Below are 18,314 nucleotides of genomic sequence, written 5' to 3'. Positions count from 1 at the left end.
ATAATGACCGCTTTAGAAACTATACACAATAAACTAGAAGCCTTTATTAAAAAGTATTATACTAACGAACTTATTAAAGGCGTGATTTTATTTTTATCAGCGGGACTTTTGTATTTGCTTTTAGTGTTGTTTTTAGAGTATATGCTTTGGCTGGGCACAACCGGAAGAGCAATTTTGTTTTGGATATTTATAACTACAGAAATAACACTTTTAGCCTATTTTGTTGGAAGACCGTTATTTAAAATGTTTAAGCTGGCAAAAGGAATTGATTACAAAGCAGCATCTAAACTTATTGGCGCGCACTTTCCCGAAGTTAGCGACAAGCTGTATAATGTTTTACAACTGGCCGAAAACAAACACAAAACAGAGCTTTTACTGGCTTCTATAGAACAAAAATCTAACGAGCTTAGGCCTATACCTTTTTCTCTTGCCATAAATTATAAAGCTAGTTTTAAATATGCAAAGTATCTGGTGCTTCCAATTGCTATGTTCGCTATTGTTACCATAACTACCAGCATAAATTGGATTACAGAAAGTTATACACGTGTTGTACAATACCAAAAGCCTTTTTTACCACCGGCGCCGTTTAGTTTTGTGATTTTAAATGATGACGAAATTGCCTATCAAAATAAGCCCTATACTATTACAGTTACAACACAGGGAAATGTTATACCGGAAGAGGTTAGCATAACGCTTAATAATGAGTCTTATTTCTTAGAGCAGGTTTCTCCGGGCACTTTTACCTATACAGTACAACAACCTAAAGAAACTTTTACCTACACGTTGTATGCTAACGGAATTTATTCTAACCCGCAAACAGTAAAGGTTGTTCCGGTGCCTAAGCTTTTAAGTTTTGTAATGCAATTAGATTATCCTGCGTATACACAAAAAAAAGATCAAGAACTAGTTAGCAACGGAAATGCTGTAGTTCCTGAAGGCACTACTATAACTTGGAAGCTTAAAACCGAAGCTACTACGGATTTGGTTTTATTGGCTAAAGATTCATCATATGTATTCTCTAAACAAGAAGATACATTTGTAAAGTCACTTAGAGTTACTTCTGATTTTCCTTACACATTATCTACCAGTAACGAATATGTTAAAAACTATGAAAATATTGCATTTTCTGTTGAGGTTGTCCAGGACGAGTACCCTGAAATTCAGGTTGTAACAAAACACGATTCTATAAATAAAAGTACTCAAGAAGATATTGCTTTAATCGGACAGGCAACAGATGATTACTTGCTAAAAAGAATGCAATTAGTGTATTACCCAACAAGTAACCCACAAAATAAAACAACCTTGCCGTTACAGCAGATAAATAATAATTTTTATCAATTTACATATCAATTTCCAAACACAATTCCTTTGCAAGAAGGACAATCTTATGAGTTTTATTTTGAGGTTTTTGATAATGATGGCGTAAACGGAAGTAAATCAGCAAAAAGCAAAACTTTTACTTACAGAAAGCAAACTAAAAATGAGGTATTGTCTAAACAATTACAAGATCAGAATACAACTGTAAAAGCTATTAATCAATCAATCAAATCTTTAACAGAACAACAATCTAAACTACAAGAGATTAACAGACTTACTAAAGAAAAAAGCGAGTTAGAGTTTAACGATAAGAGAGCTATCCAGAACTTTTTAGAGCGTCAGCAATTGCAAGAACAGCAAATGCAACGTTTCACAGAGCAATTAAAAGAAAATTTAAATCAACTAAACAACGACAAAGAAGATAGTTTATATAAAAAGCTATTGCAAGAACGCTTAGAAAGACAACAACAAGAGCTAAAAGAAAACGAACGTTTGTTAGAGGAATTAAAAGAACTTACCGATAAAATAAATAAAGAACAGTTAGCACAAAAATTAGAGCAACTTGCAAAAAACCAACAGAGTAATCAAAAAAGTTTACAACAATTAGTAGAGTTAACTAAACGATTTTATGTTGCGCAAAGGATGCAGCAACTACAACAGCAAATTTCTGAATTAGCAAAAAAGCAAGAAAATCTTGCTAATAGTAATCAACAAGAAAACACATCACAAAAACAAGATAGTTTAAACAATGCTTTTAATGAGTTAAAAAAACAATTAAACGACTTAGAGAAAGATAATAACGACTTAAAGAAACCAATGGAGCTTCCTCGCGATTCAGACAAGGAAAATGAAATTTCTATAGATCAAGAGTCTGCTAAGCAACAACTACAAAAAAACGAACAGCAACCTAATCCTTCAACTCTTTCTAAGGCTCAACAACAACAAAAGCAAGCAGCCCTAAAATTAAAACAATTAAGCAAACAAATGCAGCAAGCTATGAATGCTTCATCTGCAGAAAGCCTTACAGAAGATATAGATGCATTACGACAGTTGCTTGATAATTTGGTTATTTTTTCTTTTGAGCAAGAGCTCCTCATGAACACTTTTTTAGAAAACACGCAAGCAAATGTTAGTTTAAATAATGAGGTTATAAAACAAAACCAACTTCGCACGTTGTTTGAACATGTTGATGACAGCTTATTTGCGCTCTCTTTACGCAGGCCTGAAATTTCTGATAAAATCAATCCTCAAATAACAGAGGTTTTTTATAACATTGATAAAGCATTAGAGTATTTTCCTGAAAACAGACTATATCAAGGTATTGCGAGTCAGCAAAAAGCTTTAACTGCTGCAAATACATTAGCAAGTTTTTTGGGTGATGCACTAGATAACATGAATGAGCAAATGATGATGAGCGCATCGGGTAATTCAAGTCAATCTAAAGGTTTTCAATTACCGGATATAATTATGTCTCAAGAAAAGTTAAATGAACAAATGAAGCAGCAAATGCAACAACAATCCGGCTCACAAAATGATACTAACCAACAAGATGGTCAACAAGGACAACAAAAAGGAAATCAAAATAATTCTGATAATAAAAAAGGTAATGGTGAAGGAGAAGGCGAGGATGAAAATGCAGAAAAACTATACGAAATTTATAAGCAACAGCAACAAATACGTTCCGCTTTAGAAAAGCAATTACAAGATAAATTTGGAGATAAATTGCCCAATAACCAGCAGCAACTCCTTAATGAAATGGAGCAAATTGAGAACAATTTATTAGAACAAGGCTTTAATGAAAATACGTTAAAACGGATGATTAGGCTTAAACATAAATTACTACAATTAGACAAAGCCGCTTTTAAACAGGGCGAAGATAATAAAAGAGAAAGCATAACAAATACTAAAGACTTTGCTAAGCCTACTGAAACTCAATTAATTGACTACAAAGAATTTTTCAATCAATTAGAAATTTTAAATAGACAAGTATTACCTTTGCGCAAAATTTATAAAGACAAGGTAAGAGACTATTTTAAACAAAACAATGATTGAATTCTTTTACGAAAACACACCACAATTACCTAAACAGGCATCGTACAAAAAATGGTTAGGGCAAGTTGCTGCATCAGAAGCATACCAGATAAAAGCTGTTAATTACATTTTTTGTACCGATGAGTATTTATATGATTTAAATGTTAAATATTTAAATCATGACACTTATACAGACATTATAAGTTTTGATAATAGTGTAGGAAAAAATTTACAAGGAGATATTTTCATATCAATAGACAGAGTTAAAGAAAATGCAACAATATTTAAAGTTGATTTTGAGCAAGAATTGCTTAGGGTTATGGCGCACGGCATGTTGCATTTTATGGGTTATAAAGATAAAACAGAGGAAGAAACTTCTGTAATGCGCCAAAAAGAAGATGAGAAAATTAGAATGTTTCACGTGGAACAATTATAATAGTTATGTTTGATAAAGATTACGATGTTATTGTTGTAGGAGGAGGGCATGCAGGATCTGAAGCGGCAGCAGCAGCAGCTAATTTAGGTTCAAAAACGCTCTTAATAACTATGAACTTGCAAACAATTGGCCAGATGTCATGCAATCCTGCAATGGGTGGTATTGCTAAAGGTCAAATTGTTAGAGAGATAGATGCGTTAGGAGGTTATAGCGGTATAGTTACGGACAGGTCTGCTATTCAGTTTAAAATGCTTAATAAATCAAAAGGGCCGGCCATGTGGAGTCCGAGAGCCCAGAATGATAGAATGCGTTTTGCTGAAGAGTGGCGATTAATGCTTGAAAGAACACCAAATCTTGATTTCTATCAAGAGATGGTTTCTGGAATTATAGTTAACGATGGTGTTGTTAAAGGGATTAAAACCTCTCTTGGACTTGAAATTTATGCTAAATCTGTAATTCTAACAAACGGTACATTTTTAAATGGTTTAATTCATATAGGTGAAAAGCAGTTTGGCGGTGGTAGAGCCGGAGAAAAAGCAGCAACGGGCATTACAGAAGATTTAGTTGCGTTAGGGTTTGAATCGGGTAGAATGAAAACAGGTACGCCTCCAAGGGTTGATGGGCGTTCTTTAGATTATTCTAAAATGATTGAACAACCGGGAGATGACAACCCAGATAAATTTTCATATTCTAACGAAACCAAGCCCTTAACAAAGCAACGTAGTTGTTATATGACCTATACCAGTCCGCTGGTTCACGATCTTTTGCGTTCTGGATTTGATAGGTCTCCTATGTTTAACGGTCGAATTAAAAGTATTGGCCCAAGATATTGCCCCTCTATTGAAGATAAAATACACAGGTTTGCAGATAAAGAAAGACATCAAATTTTTGTTGAGCCAGAAGGGTGGGATACAGTAGAGGTTTATGTTAATGGCTTTTCAACATCGTTACCTGAAGATGTTCAATTTAAAGCGCTACGCTCTGTAGTCGGATTTGAAAATGTTAAGTTTTTTAGGCCGGGTTATGCTATAGAATACGATTATTTTCCGCCAACACAATTAAGCCACACATTAGAAACTAAACTGGTAGAAAACTTATATTTTGCAGGACAGATTAATGGAACTACCGGATATGAAGAAGCAGCTGCACAAGGTATCATGGCTGGTATTAATGCGCATTTAAAAATAAACGGTAAAAGTGCATTTGTATTAAAGCGTAATGAAGCATATATAGGCGTTTTAATTGATGATTTAATCACGAAAGGAACAGAAGAGCCTTATAGAATGTTTACCTCGAGAGCAGAATACAGAACATTGTTAAGGCAAGACAATGCCGATTTACGTTTAACGCCAAAATCCTTTGAAATTGGTCTTGCTTCTGAAGAAAGACTAAAAAGAATGGAGGAAAAGCAAAAAGCATCTTCAGCGTTTATTCAGTTTTTTAAGGAAACAAGTGTAAAACCTGAAGAGATTAACCCTGTTCTTGAGGAGATTGGATCTAGCACAATGAAACAATCAGATAAAATGTATAAAGTCTTTTCTAGACCAGGCGTTACGTTACAAAAAATGAGAACACTTCCTGTTGTAGATAATTATATTAAAGCAAATAATTTAGACACAGAAGTTTTAGAGCAAACAGAAATTCAGGTTAAATATTCAGGATATATTCAAAAAGAAAAGAACAATGCCGACAAGTTAAACAGGCTTGAAGATATAATTATACCTGATAATTTTGATTACGATAAAGTTAAATCACTTTCTTTTGAAGCAAAAGAAAAACTCAAAAAAATAAAGCCAAAAACGCTATCACAAGCATCAAGAATTAGTGGTGTTTCGCCCAGCGATATAAGTGTCTTGTTGGTGTTTATGGGCAGATAATTTAGTTTTGTTCCACGTGGAACATAAAATTAATTGTTTAAAAAGGTGCAGTAGATGTGCCTTTTATTTTTATGAAAAATGAAAGACAAGCTGTATTTAAAAACAAAAGATTTTGCGCTTTCAGGCGAAGAGTTTAGTTTGTATTATGATGAAGAGCATGATATGCTGATAACTAAACCTGTTCCTGATACTAAGGCATTATCTGCATATTATAAAAGTGACAACTATATTTCGCATACTGATGCCAAACGAAATCTGATGGAGTGGATTTATGCTGCAGTTAAAAAGTATATGCTTGGTAAAAAAATAAGCCTTGTAGAACAGTTTTCTGAAAAAGGTAATTTATTAGATATTGGTGCCGGCACAGGAGCCTTTTTAGAGGTAGCAATTAAAAATGGATGGAATGTTTTGGCTGTAGAGCCAAACGAAAATGCAAAAGCCTTTATAGAGAAAAAAAACATAAAAGTATGCTCAGATATTTTTAACCTGCAAAACAAAAAATTTAATGTAATAACCTTGTGGCATGTGTTAGAGCATATGCCAAACCTTCAGAAAACAATTCAACAATTAAACAGTTTGCTCGAGCACAACGGCTACTTGTTTATAGCAGTGCCAAATTATAAAAGTTTAGATGCAGCATATTATAAATCGTATTGGGCTGCTTATGATGTCCCTAGACACTTATGGCACTTTTCTCAAAACAGTATAAAAAAACTTTTTGCCAACACAAATTTAAATGTAGTAAAAATCTTACCAATGTATTTTGATGCCTATTATGTGTCGTTATTGTCAGAGCAATACAAAAAAAATAAGCTGCCTTGGTTTAAAGCAATGTATGTTGGTTATCAGTCTAACAAGAAAGCGAAGCGAACAGGAGAGTACTCTTCTTTGTTATATGTGCTAAAAAAGTGCTAAAACGTATTTTAAAGCTTTTTAAGCTGCTTTTTAATCATTAATCAAGCAAACTATAAGCTAAAACTTAAAAGTTGCTGTAAAAGCAAAATATTTAACGCTTGTATAATAAACAATAACTATTATCAATCAGCACATCAATAACTAATGCTTATAAAGCTCTTTTTCGATTATTTTATTGTACAGAGCAACTACTTTTCTATTTTTGTTGTCCATCTTAATAATTTACATTTTATGAAACGTTTACCATTATTAGTACTTGCATTAGTAGTTTTTGCATCGTGTAATTTAGAGAAAACCGGTTATGTAAATACCGGAAAATTAGTTGAAGGCTATCAAGAAATGATTGATGCTGAAGCAGCATTTAAACTTAAAACAGAAAAATTTAATCTTAAAAGAGATAGTATTTCTAAGGCTTTTCAAATAGAAGAGCAAAAATTCCAGTCTGATGCCAAAAGCATGTCTCAAAAGAAAGTACAAGAAGCTTACCAAGCATTAGCTCAAAAGGGGCAGTATTTGGGTCAGCAATTACAGGCAGAGCAACAACGCTTACAAATGGAGGGGCAGGCCAAAATAGATTCTGTAATTACAAAGGTTAAAGATTTTGTAAAAACTTACGGAAAAGAAAATGGCTACACCTATATTTTTGGCTCTAATGATGCGGGAAGCGTTTTGTATGGGAGTGATGAAAAAGACCTTACCGAAGAAATTTTAAAAGCACTCAACGAAGAATATTCAAATAAAAAATAAGTAAGCGCCCTCTGGGGCGCTTATTTTATGCTGCTTTTTTATGTAGCAATCGCGCAAGTTTTATAGACAAGTCTGTTAGCACCAATTTGGCATTTGCATTGCGCTCTATGTGGTAAATAGCAGTTTCTATCTCTTTAGTTATACTAACAATATTGCGCTCGTGTACAAAAGGAGCAAACTTATCAAACTTAAAATCTTCTGCAGTAATGGCTAAAAAAACCAGATCTTTTGCTTTATAATTTAAAAGCATAGCTTGCCTAAAGGCTTCTAAGCAAAAGTGCAAAAATTTCTTTTGAGTTTCTCTTCCGGTTTTTGCAACTTCTTCACTCCAGGATAAAATATCGTGTATAGCAGCTTTATTTCCTTTAGCTTTAAAAGCAGAGCGAACCCACCAAACAAACCATTGCTCAAAAACTAAATCTTCAGAATCGTTATGTAATAAATCAAGCGCTTTATTAAAATTACCATTGGCTTGGTGTGCAATTAAAGCTGCAGTTGCCGGAGAGGCATTATGCACGTTAATTAAACAATCTTTAATAACCTTTTCTGCAACAGGATGAAAATGTAAAATCTGGCAACGCGATCTAATGGTTTGCAACAAAAGCTCCTCATCTTCAGCAATTAAAATAAAAAGCGTTTTATGCGGAGGCTCTTCAAGTAGTTTAAGGAGTTTATTTGAGGCTTCTGCATTCATCTTTTCGGCCATCCAAATAATCATAACCTTATAACCGCCTTCATATGCTTTTAAAGAGAGTTTTTTGTTAATATCATTTGCCTCATGAACACTAATTAAACCTTGTGCATTTTCAACTCCTATAAGCTGGTACCAATCAAATAAATTACCATAAGGCTGAGTGTTTAAAAATTTACGCCACTCTTCTGCATAGTAATTACTTACAATATGCTTAACATTATTTTTTTTTGCTTTGGCATTTTTAGCAACAGGGTATGCAAAATGTAAATCGGGGTGCGTAAAATTTTCAACTTTTTTCTTTGCGGCTTCTTTAGTAGCTTCATCCGGAGCAAAGTGGCAAAGTACTTCTTGAGCGTATGCTATGGCAGTTAACAAGGTACCACTACCTTCCGGACCAACAAATAGTTGTGTGTGCGGAATTCTATTATTTTTTACACTTGCTAATAAGTGTTTTTTAATATGTTCTTGCCCTAAAACTCTTGAAAACAGCATAAGAGCAAATATATAATTTTTGAGGTAAGAATGCGGTAATTTTCGGCTTTCTTGCAGCTACTAATACAGTGTGTTATAAATTGGTTATTTTAGCAGCCACTATTTTAGAGAATTACAATTATGAAAACGGTAGAACACATTAATTTTAAAGATAAAAAAGCCCTTGTTAGAGTTGATTTTAATGTTCCTTTAAATGATGAACTTCAGGTAACAGATGCAACTAGAATTTTAGCAGCAAAACCTACTATTTTAAAAATTCTAGAAGATGGTGGTAGCGCTATACTAATGAGTCATTTAGGAAGACCAAAAGGAAAAGTTACACCAGAACTTTCTTTACAACACATTGTAAATAAGGTGTCAGAAATAATTGGCGTACAAGTAAAATTTGTACCAGATTGTATTGGCAATAGCGTTGAACAAGCTGTTAGCGAACTTGCTCCGGGCGAAGTTTTACTGTTAGAAAACTTACGATTTTATGAAGCCGAAGAAAAAGGCGACGAGCAGTTTGCAAAACAATTAGCACAACTAGCCGATGTGTATGTTAATGACGCCTTTGGTACTGCCCACAGAGCACATGCTTCTACAACTGTGGTTGCTAAGTTTGTAAACCAAAAATGCTTTGGGTATTTGTTAGCTAAAGAAATTGAAAGTCTTAATCGAGTATTAAACGATAGTGTTAAACCGGTAACAGCAATTTTAGGAGGCGCTAAAGTATCGTCTAAAATAACGATAATTGAAAATATTCTTGATAAAATAGACCACTTGATTATTGGTGGAGGAATGACATTTACCTTCATTAAAGCACAAGGAGGAGAAATAGGAGATTCTTTAGTTGAAGACGATAAATTAGCATTAGCACTTTCTATATTAGACAAAGCAAAAGCTAAAGGAGTAAAAGTACATTTGCCGGTAGATGCCGTTGTGGCAGATGCTTTTAAAAATGATGCAGCAACTAAGGTTGTGGCAGTGAATACTATCCCAAAAGGATGGATGGGATTAGACGTTGGTCCTAAAACCGAAGCGCTTTTTGCAGAAGTTATAAACCAATCTAAAACTATTTTGTGGAATGGTCCTTTAGGAGTTTTTGAGATGGAAAACTTTGCTAAAGGAACAATTGCTTTAGGCAATGCCATTGCAGAAGCTACAGAAAAAGGTGCTTTCTCTTTAGTTGGAGGAGGAGATTCTGTAGCAGCCGTAAAACAATTCGGGTTTGAAAATAAGGTAAGTTACGTTAGTACCGGAGGAGGTGCAATGTTAGAAAGTTTAGAAGGAAAAACACTGCCGGGCATAGCAGCAATTTTAGATGCTTAGATTTTAACATTTTAAGCATACTAAACCCTATCGTATTTACGTAATGGTATATAAACAACAAGTAAAAACAACACTAATGCGAAACCTTTGGCTTCTATTATTTTTAACATGTTCATTATTAAATGCACAACAAAAGCCTAAAACTACAGTAGCAGAAGAGGCAACATTATCTGCAGATACTATACAAGCCATTAATGATGCTTCTACTAAATTAATTAGCGCTCACCAAGACACATTACCAGATAACAAAAAAGTAGTCTTTTTTAAAAAACAAGGTAAATACAACTTATCAGATTACGAAGAAGCAGCAACGTTAGACAGTCTTTGGCTTCAAGAGCTTTACAACACTTCTTTGTACGATACTATTTATAAAACGGTTGCCACATTAAGTTACGATACGGTTGCGTACGATAATTTACCAACAGCGCTTTTAAAAGAACGGTTAGAAAAACTCAATCAAAAAACCCCCTTTAATATAGCCTATAACCCATCTTTAGAAAGCGTTATAAAATCGTTTTTAAAAAACAGACGTAAAACATTAGAGCGACTCATGACCATGAGTCAGTACTACTTTCCGCTATTTGAACAAGAATTAGACAATTACGATATCCCTTTAGAAATTAAATATTTAGCCATTGTAGAATCTGCTTTAAACCCACGGGCAAAATCAAGAGTAGGCGCAACAGGATTATGGCAATTTATGTTTAGCACGGGTAAAATGTACGGATTAGATGTAAGTAGTTATGTTGATGAGCGAAGCGACCCGATTAAATCTACTAAAGCAGCTTGCCAATATTTAGCTAAACTATATGAGATTTTTGGCGATTGGGATTTAGCGCTTGCAGCATATAACTCCGGTCCGGGTAATGTAACAAAAGCAATCAGGCGTTCCGGAGGGTATAAAAACTATTGGAATATTCGTCCGTTTTTACCCAGAGAAACTGCAGGATATGTACCGGCATTTTTAGCAACAATGTACATTTTTGAATACGCCCAAGAACACGGATTTAACCCTAAAAAAGCAGAAATACCTTATTTTAAAACAGACACCGTTCATGTAAAGAAAACTATCACATTCGATCAGATTTCTGAACTTTTAGATATTGAGGTAGAAAAACTACAGTTTTTAAATCCATCGTATAAGCTTGATATTATTCCGTACGTAGAAAATAAAAACTATGCGCTAAGATTGCCCGTAAAAGAAATGGGTAAATTTGTAGCACACGAAGACAGTATTTATGCTTTTGTTGAAGCAGAGCTGGCTAAAAGAGAAAAACCGTTACCACAACTTTTTAATCACCCTTCAAGAATTCGTTATCGTGTTAGAAGTGGAGATTATTTAGGAAAAATAGCTAACAGATACGGTGTTAGAGTAAGCGATATTAAACGATGGAACGGGTTAAGAAATAACAATATTAGAGTGGGCCAACGCCTTACAATTTATCCAAGAAAACCAGCCTATAGTGCACCTAAAAAGCAATCACAAACAGTAACCACCAATAATGGCAACATTTATATTGTGCAAAGAGGCGACTCGCTCTGGACGATTGCTCAAAAATTTCCGGGAGTTTCTGTAGAGAATATTAAAAAATGGAACGGTATTAGTGGTACAAAATTAAAACCGGGACAAAAGCTAAAGCTTTGTAACGGATGCTAAATGTACCATCAAAACAATTAAACTATGAAAAAAATTACTTTCTTACTCTTAGCAGTAGGACTTCTTGTATCGTGTAATTCAGACACAAAAAAAAGGCTTCCCAACTCTGTAGGCGCCATTAATACATTATATGTTGTTATAGATGATGATCTATGGAAAGGTGAGGTTGGCGATAAAATACGAGAACATTTTACAGCACCGGTAATTGGGCTACCAATAGATGAGCCTTTGTTTACATTAAATCAAATATCTCCGGATGTTTTTAGTGGTTTTGTAACACATGGGCGCAATATTTTTATCATAAAAAAAGATTCTACAAATGGGTTTACCATTCAAGAAGACATTTATGCCACCCCACAACAAGTAATCTATATTACCGGTAAAACTAACGAAGACCTAAAGCGTATTATAGATAAAAAAGCACCGGAATACATACCGCAACTTAAAGCATCAGAACTTAAAGAAAATCAAAAAAGATTTACACAATCACTAAATAAAGAGACTGTTCTGCAAGAAAAATTTGGTATAAAACTAACCATGCCTTCGGTTTACAGAGTGGCTAAGCAAGAAGATAATTTTGTTTGGATTAGGCGTGAAACCAAAAAAGGAAACATGAGTGTTTTAGTATACGAGCTTCCACTTAATTATTTTCCGAAGGATACCATTACAGTAGAAAAAATAATAAAAATGAGAGACTCTATCGGAGAGAAGCACATCCCCGGAAGAGAAGAAGGCATGTACATGATTACAGAAAAAGCCTACGCTCCCTATGTTTTCAATGCTGAAATAGCCACTAAACCGGCAATAGAAACCCGAGGAATGTGGGAAGTAAAAAACTTTTTTATGGCCGGACCATTTATAAATTATATGATTAAAGACCAAGAAAACAACAGAACACTTGTTATAGAAGGCTTTACCTTTGCCCCTTCTATAGATAAAAGAGATATTATGTTTGAGTTGGATGCTATTTTACAATCTATCAAGTTTTTATAGTACAAAACAACACGCATATTACCAATAAAAAAAGCGCTTACTTAGTAAGCGCTTTTTTAATGCTTTATGTTAAAGGGGGAATTAAAATGCAAATCCGGTAAACAATCTATACACAAAAGCGTATAAAATGATTCCTATGGTTAAAAAACATAGCCATGATAAAGCTTTAAAATAGGAAACTACCAAATAGTGCCCCAAATTTTTAAACGCTTTTACATAAAGCTCTCTGATAAGTAAAACTGTTGTCATAAGGTACATTTAAGATTAATAGCAACACAAAGCTAATTATACCTTATAAGGATATGTTAAAAAATAGCCGTAACTAACTTAAAAATAGACGAAAAGAAAAGGCGTTAGATAAAGCGTAAAAAAACATCGGTGAAAAAAAACGAGCATAAAAAAACCACGCTTTTAAACGTGGTTTTTGAGTAGTTTATAAAAAGTTACTCTTTTTTGTCTTCAATTTTTTGATTGTCATCTTCTTTTGTGGCGTCTTTAAACTCTTTAATACCACTGCCAAGTCCTCGCATTAGTTCAGGTATTTTTTTACCGCCAAAAAGCAACAATACAATTACCACAATCAGAACTATTTGCCAAGGCCCGAGCATACCTAATAAAATATGTTGCGCAGTCATAATACTTTCATTTTAATACAACAAAGGTATAAAGAAATGTTTAAAAGCGCATTTATTTGTGCTAATTTTAAGAAGTGCATTTTTTAGGGTTGATTATATTTGTGCCATGATGGCAAAAAAGAGAGAGAAAAGGGAGCGCATAAAACGTAAATTGCTACATAAATACAGGCTGGTAATTTTAAATGAAGATACTTACGAAGAGAAACTCTCATTTAAATTAAGCCGATTAAACGTTTTTGTAGTAGGAACACTTTTTGCCATATTTTTAATAGCAGCAACCACCATTTTAATTGCTTTCACCCCGCTTAGAGAATACATTCCGGGGTATTCATCTACCGAATTAAAACGAAAAGCCACAGAGCTTACATTTAAAACAGATTCTTTGGTAAATGTTTTACGCTACAACAACCAATATCTGGAGAACATAAAAAAAGTATTAAAAGGAGAAATTAGCAGCACAAGTATAAATAAAGACTCATTGTACGCGCAGTTTAAGTTAGATCCGTCCGAAGTAGATTTACGACCCAGCAAACAAGACTCCTTATTAAGAGAAGAAGTAGCACAAGAAGAAAAATACAGCTTTTTTGAAAGCGAAATCACGAATCTGAACTTTGTATTATTTACACCGGTTTCAGGAACCATTTCTCAAACATACAATCCTAAAGAAAAGCACTTTGCCACAGATGTGGTTGCCCCCAAAGGAACTCCGGTAAAAGCAGTTGCAGATGGTACGGTAATTTTTGCAGAGTGGACAGCCGAAACCGGATTTGTGGTAATTATAGAGCACGCCTCAGGATTAATATCTGTTTATAAACACAACGGCTCAATTACAACAGAGCAGGGAGCAATTGTAAAAGCCGGAGAAGTAATTGCTACCGTTGGTAATACAGGAGAGCTCACAACGGGACCACATTTACATTTTGAACTATGGAATAACGGATATCCAATAAATCCAGAACATTATATAGAATTCGAATAAGACATATGTCGTTAAAAACTTTCGGAGCAAAAATACTGGCCAAAGTCACTCAAAATAAAATTAACACTTGGGCCAATAAACCGGTAAAAACTCAAGAAAGAGTTTTTAAACAGCTTATAAAAAAGGCACAGAACACCGCTTTTGGCAAAGATCACGATTTTAAAAACATTCAATCGTATTCAGATTTTGTTGCACGTGTTCCTGTGAGAGATTATGAGGGCTTAAGGCCTTACATAGAGCGAATAAAAAAAGGAGAAGAAAATGTACTTTGGCCCGGAAAGCCACTATACTTTGCCAAAACTTCGGGTACTACATCGGGGGCAAAATATATTCCTATTACAGCCGATTCTATGCCTACCCATATTGAAGCAGCCCGCAATGCTATGCTTTGTTATATAGCCGAAACCGGAAATGCTGATTTTGTTGACGGGAAAATGATTTTTTTACAAGGAAGCCCAATTTTACAAGAAACTAATGGTATTAAAACCGGAAGACTCTCAGGAATAGTTGCGCATTACGTACCCGGATATCTTCAAAAAAACAGATTACCAAGTTGGGAAACCAATTGTATAGATGATTGGGAAACTAAGGTTGATGCCATTGTAGAAGAGACCCTTAATGAAAACATGACCGTTATTAGCGGAATCCCATCGTGGGTACAAATGTATTTTGAAAAACTACAGCAAAAAAGCGGGCAAAAAATAGGAGAACTCTTTAAAAACTTTCAACTGTTTATTTATGGAGGCGTAAACTTTGAACCGTACCGAAATAAATTTGAGCAATTAATAGGAAGAAAGGTAGACAGCATAGAGCTTTTTCCGGCAAGCGAAGGGTTTTTTGCTTTTCAAGACACTCAAAAACAGCCCGGAATGCTACTGCAGTTAAATTCAGGGATATTCTATGAGTTTATTAAAGCCGATGAGTTTTTTAACGAAAACCCTAAAAGAATAACAATAAAAGATGTAGAAGTTGGGGTAAACTATGTGCTAATTGTATCTACATCTGCCGGATTATGGAGTTATAACGTAGGAGACACCGTGCAGTTTACATCAACAAAACCATATCGGGTAATAGTTTCAGGCAGAATAAAGCATTTTATATCTGCTTTTGGTGAACATGTAATTGCCAGCGAGGTAGAACAAGCGCTACAACAAGCTATAAAAAACACTAACGTAAGTGTAACAGAGTTTACCGTGGCACCGCAAGTAAATCCTCCGGAAGGAGAGCTCCCATACCATGAGTGGTTTATAGAATTTGAAAAAGAGCCTGAAAATTTAACAGATTTTGCCAAGAAAATAGATAAGGGATTGCAGGAGCAAAACAGTTATTATTTTGATTTAATTGATGGAAAAATTCTTCAAACCTTAAAAATTACAAGCATAAAACCGGGAGGTTTTCATAATTTTATGAAGCAAAAAGGCAAATTAGGCGGTCAGAATAAAATTCAACGATTAGCTAACGATCGTTCTATTGCAGATGCTTTGCAACCATTTGTTAAATAAAATTGTAAAAAATCGCTTACCTTTGCAGGTTAAAATAATATATGAGTAAACAAACGCATAAAGGAAGAACAAGAGCACAAGAATCTACCAATGCCATAGAGCGCATGTACATTACAATGCGCCATTTATTTAACAGAGGATTTTACAAACCTATGGGTGTTTCTGGAGAGACACTCAGGCAATCATTATTGCAATTAAGACCGGAAATTTATGGTTCTGTAGCCGAAGAAAAAGCAGAACTAAATGGTTTAATGTATGTGTTAGACAGGCTTCCTGAAGGCATAGAGCAATGCAGGTATATAAATTTAATTTCAGACGAAGGCTATAAAAAATCGCACTTTACTCCTATTGTTCCGCCCAAAAGAAGGCGAAACTGCTACAGGGTAGATAAAGAGCAAATGAATATAGAAATTACCAGAGGGCGCTCAGATATATACGATATTTTAACGCACCTAACATTTTTATTTATAGAGTCTCAAAAAATTAGCAATCGCGTACTAATTTCTGATAGCGGAGAAACAACTCGAGACTGGAAATATTTAGCCGAAGTAGTTAAAAAGTCAAAACTTACCTTACAAGAGCGCGAGTTGGCTATGATTCATGTTGCCGGTATTTTAGGAAGAACTTTCGAAGAAATACAATCTGTTTACACATTTTTTGCTACCAAAAAACAGCCGGAACGTTTTTTACACATTGTGTATTGGTTAGGAAAACTAGCCATAGAAGAAGAGGTACAAGGTAAAAAACGTACCATTACTTTTAGTCCGGTGTTAAGAGAGCGCTTAGGACATCATATTCATGGTGAAATTTGGGCAAATAACATTAAAAAAACACTCAAAAAACATAAACTTTTAAATAGGCCTATACACATAATTAGTGCAAACATGCACAGTGTTATGAACTCTCTTTTTGCACGCAAAGCGTTAGAGAAAGAGTTTAAAGGCAAGTCGGATTTCGACATATTTGTAGCGTTAAGTAAACCCGAAAACGATGCGTTGCGTAAAAAAGTAACCACGCTAGCCCTAAAAAACGGAATGATTGCGTTAGAAGACGTTTCGGGAACAAATATAGACGTTCAAATTTTTGATACAGCTAAAATTAATGTGCCGATACCCTACAAATTTGCTACAGATAAAAAAGAAGATGAAAAGCCCGTAATTTTTGTAATGGATTATGCCTTTGGTGAGCAAGCGTATGAAACTATAGACGAGCTTTTAAAACCCTACAAAGACAATGGCAAAAAACCGGAGTTTTTAAACGTAGCCTCAATCTCAATTATGGGGAAAGCCGGTATTTTAGAAGGAGACAAAGGAGACTTAATGATTCCGAATGCTCATATTTTTGAAGGAACAGCAGATAACTATCCGTTTAAAAACGAACTGCATAAAGAAGATTTTGAAGGGCATGGGCTCAAAGTTTTTGAAGGCTCTATGGTAACAGTATTGGGAACATCATTACAGAACAGAGACTTGCTAAAATTCTTTAATGAATCTACCTGGAATGTAATCGGATTAGAAATGGAAGGAGCGCATTACCAAAAAGCCATCCAATCGGCATCTAAAATACGTAAAAGTATTCGCGAAGATGTTAAGGTTTTATATGCGTACTATGCATCAGATAATCCGTTAGAAACCGGAAGCACGTTAGCCTCTGGAGGTTTAGGAACCACCGGAGTTAAACCAACATATTTAATAACCGACAAAATTTTACATTACATTTTTAATTACTAAAAGCTATGAGCAATCAACCTCAACTAAATAACACATCAGACGAAATAGACTTAAGAGAAGTTTTTAATTTGATTGGCAACTTTTTTAAAAAGGTCTTACGCTTAATTTTTAAAGCGGTTGATTTTTATAAACAAAAATGGATGCTTTTTGTTGGGTTGTTTGTTGTTGGTTTAGGCTTGGGGTATGTAATTGATTATGTGATTTTAGACAATAAGCAAGAAGTTATTGTTGAGCCAAATTTTGGAAGCGTTAGTTATTTTTATGATAATGTTAAAGAGTTAGTTGAAGCGGTAGATAGAAAAAACCCGATTCCTGAAGTTAACATAACCCAAGAGCAATGGGATAACATTAAAGAAATTAAAGTTACGCCAATAATTAATACATCAGACTTTCTAAGCAATATAAACAATGATGCGGCCAAAGCTATTTTAGGAGATAACTTAAAAAGCATAGACGATAAAATATTAAACGATCCTGCTTACGTGCAGTTTTACTCTAAACATAAACTCATTGTAGAGTTTAAAGATAGTACCAATGCAGAGGAAATTACGGTAAACTTACTGGAATATTTAAAAGACAGCGAATACTATAAAGAGCTTGGCCAAATAAGAGCAGAGAACCTGAAATACAGAATAGAACAAAACAAAAAATCTATTGCGCTAATTGACAGCTATTTAGAAAGTTTAAATAAAGAGTCAGACATAGCGTTAAGTGCCCGTAAAGAATTTACCCTTTATAGCGAGGGACAAGAGCCGGATGTTGCTAATATAATTTTACAAAAAACAAGCCTTTTAGAAGAGCAACAAAGGCTTGAAGAAAATTTAAAAATAAAAAATGAAGTGCTGAAAGTGGTTAAAAAAGATGAGGTTGCTTTAGTTAAAAAAAGATTGTTAAAGAAAAAGGTTATACAAGCACCCCTATTTTTAATTATAGCAGTTTCAGTCTTCTTCTTCTTAAAATACTTATTTTCAACTGCAAGAGAATTTGCAAATAGTTAA

The 18,314-nt window shown here is 34.3% G+C and carries 15 protein-coding genes; 12 read left to right on the top strand and 3 right to left on the bottom strand.

Annotated features, from left to right (window positions below):
- Positions 1 to 3 precede the first annotated feature (3 nt).
- From ACZ5CF_RS02915 to ACZ5CF_RS02895, 5 genes are all read left to right on the top strand, one after another.
- Positions 4 to 3,369: a hypothetical protein gene (locus ACZ5CF_RS02915; RefSeq protein WP_464580260.1), complete on the top strand. Its 3,366-nt coding sequence runs from the start codon at positions 4 to 6 to the stop codon at positions 3,367 to 3,369.
- Entirely contained in the window at positions 3,362 to 3,784 is a 423-nt protein-coding gene (gene ybeY, locus ACZ5CF_RS02910; RefSeq protein ID WP_464580258.1) for an rRNA maturation RNase YbeY, read from the top strand. The genes ACZ5CF_RS02915 and ybeY overlap by 8 nt, the downstream gene beginning before the upstream one ends.
- Before the next feature lie 5 nt (positions 3,785 to 3,789).
- Positions 3,790 to 5,661 carry a tRNA uridine-5-carboxymethylaminomethyl(34) synthesis enzyme MnmG gene (gene mnmG / locus ACZ5CF_RS02905; RefSeq protein ID WP_464580257.1) on the top strand — a complete coding sequence of 624 codons (1,872 nt, stop codon included), beginning with the start codon at positions 3,790 to 3,792 and terminating at the stop codon, positions 5,659 to 5,661.
- A 78-nt stretch (positions 5,662 to 5,739) separates the two neighbouring features.
- Positions 5,740 to 6,576: a class I SAM-dependent methyltransferase gene (locus ACZ5CF_RS02900; protein ID WP_464580256.1), complete on the top strand. Its 837-nt coding sequence runs from the start codon at positions 5,740 to 5,742 to the stop codon at positions 6,574 to 6,576.
- Between the two features lie 231 nt (positions 6,577 to 6,807).
- Positions 6,808 to 7,323 carry an OmpH/Skp family outer membrane protein gene (locus tag ACZ5CF_RS02895; RefSeq protein WP_464580255.1) on the top strand — a complete coding sequence of 172 codons (516 nt, stop codon included), beginning with the start codon at positions 6,808 to 6,810 and terminating at the stop codon, positions 7,321 to 7,323.
- Between the two features lie 25 nt (positions 7,324 to 7,348).
- Here the strand turns inward: ACZ5CF_RS02895 and ACZ5CF_RS02890 are convergent, their stop codons facing one another.
- Positions 7,349 to 8,509 carry a DNA polymerase III subunit gene (locus ACZ5CF_RS02890; RefSeq protein WP_464580253.1) on the bottom strand — a complete coding sequence of 387 codons (1,161 nt, stop codon included), beginning with the start codon at positions 8,507 to 8,509 and terminating at the stop codon, positions 7,349 to 7,351.
- Between the two features lie 120 nt (positions 8,510 to 8,629).
- On the opposite strand from ACZ5CF_RS02890, the gene ACZ5CF_RS02885 reads away from it, so the two are divergent.
- The 3 genes from ACZ5CF_RS02885 to ACZ5CF_RS02875 all read left to right on the top strand — a co-directional run bounded on the left by ACZ5CF_RS02885 (position 8,630) and on the right by ACZ5CF_RS02875 (position 12,470).
- Positions 8,630 to 9,820, top strand: coding sequence for a phosphoglycerate kinase (locus ACZ5CF_RS02885; RefSeq protein WP_464580251.1), 1,191 nt, complete (start codon positions 8,630 to 8,632; stop codon positions 9,818 to 9,820).
- A 76-nt stretch (positions 9,821 to 9,896) separates the two neighbouring features.
- On the top strand, positions 9,897 to 11,477 hold the full coding sequence (locus tag ACZ5CF_RS02880) for a lytic transglycosylase domain-containing protein (RefSeq protein WP_464580250.1): 1,581 nt from the start codon (positions 9,897 to 9,899) through the stop codon (positions 11,475 to 11,477).
- Positions 11,478 to 11,501: 24 nt separating this feature from the next.
- On the top strand, positions 11,502 to 12,470 hold the full coding sequence (locus ACZ5CF_RS02875) for a DUF4837 family protein (RefSeq protein WP_464580249.1): 969 nt from the start codon (positions 11,502 to 11,504) through the stop codon (positions 12,468 to 12,470).
- Between the two features lie 81 nt (positions 12,471 to 12,551).
- Here the strand turns inward: ACZ5CF_RS02875 and ACZ5CF_RS02870 are convergent, their stop codons facing one another.
- Both ACZ5CF_RS02870 and tatA read right to left on the bottom strand, forming a co-directional pair.
- Complete coding sequence (locus tag ACZ5CF_RS02870; RefSeq protein ID WP_464580248.1) at positions 12,552 to 12,719, bottom strand: DUF6747 family protein; 168 nt, start codon at positions 12,717 to 12,719, stop codon at positions 12,552 to 12,554.
- Between the two features lie 194 nt (positions 12,720 to 12,913).
- Positions 12,914 to 13,105, bottom strand: coding sequence for a twin-arginine translocase TatA/TatE family subunit (tatA, locus tag ACZ5CF_RS02865; RefSeq protein WP_464580247.1), 192 nt, complete (start codon positions 13,103 to 13,105; stop codon positions 12,914 to 12,916).
- A gap of 109 nt (positions 13,106 to 13,214) precedes the next feature.
- Between tatA and ACZ5CF_RS02860 the strand changes: the two genes are divergently transcribed.
- Genes ACZ5CF_RS02860 through ACZ5CF_RS02845 form a run of 4 tightly spaced genes read left to right on the top strand, consistent with a single transcriptional unit; the run spans position 13,215 to position 18,314 of the window.
- Positions 13,215 to 14,084 (top strand): M23 family metallopeptidase, encoded by an 870-nt coding sequence (locus tag ACZ5CF_RS02860; protein WP_464580826.1) that lies wholly within the window; start codon positions 13,215 to 13,217, stop codon positions 14,082 to 14,084.
- 5 nt (positions 14,085 to 14,089) lie between these two features.
- Positions 14,090 to 15,586 (top strand): GH3 auxin-responsive promoter family protein, encoded by a 1,497-nt coding sequence (locus ACZ5CF_RS02855; RefSeq protein WP_464580246.1) that lies wholly within the window; start codon positions 14,090 to 14,092, stop codon positions 15,584 to 15,586.
- A 41-nt stretch (positions 15,587 to 15,627) separates the two neighbouring features.
- Positions 15,628 to 17,316, top strand: a complete 1,689-nt coding sequence (locus ACZ5CF_RS02850) for a DUF6909 family protein (RefSeq protein ID WP_464580245.1) — start codon at positions 15,628 to 15,630, stop codon at positions 17,314 to 17,316.
- Positions 17,317 to 17,321: 5 nt separating this feature from the next.
- Positions 17,322 to 18,314, top strand: coding sequence for a hypothetical protein (locus ACZ5CF_RS02845; protein ID WP_464580244.1), 993 nt, complete (start codon positions 17,322 to 17,324; stop codon positions 18,312 to 18,314).

This window comes from Lutaonella thermophila, from assembly GCF_055387725.1.
The sequence above is the reverse complement of the archived record's forward strand: the minus strand, read 5'-3'. Positions and strand labels throughout refer to the sequence as shown.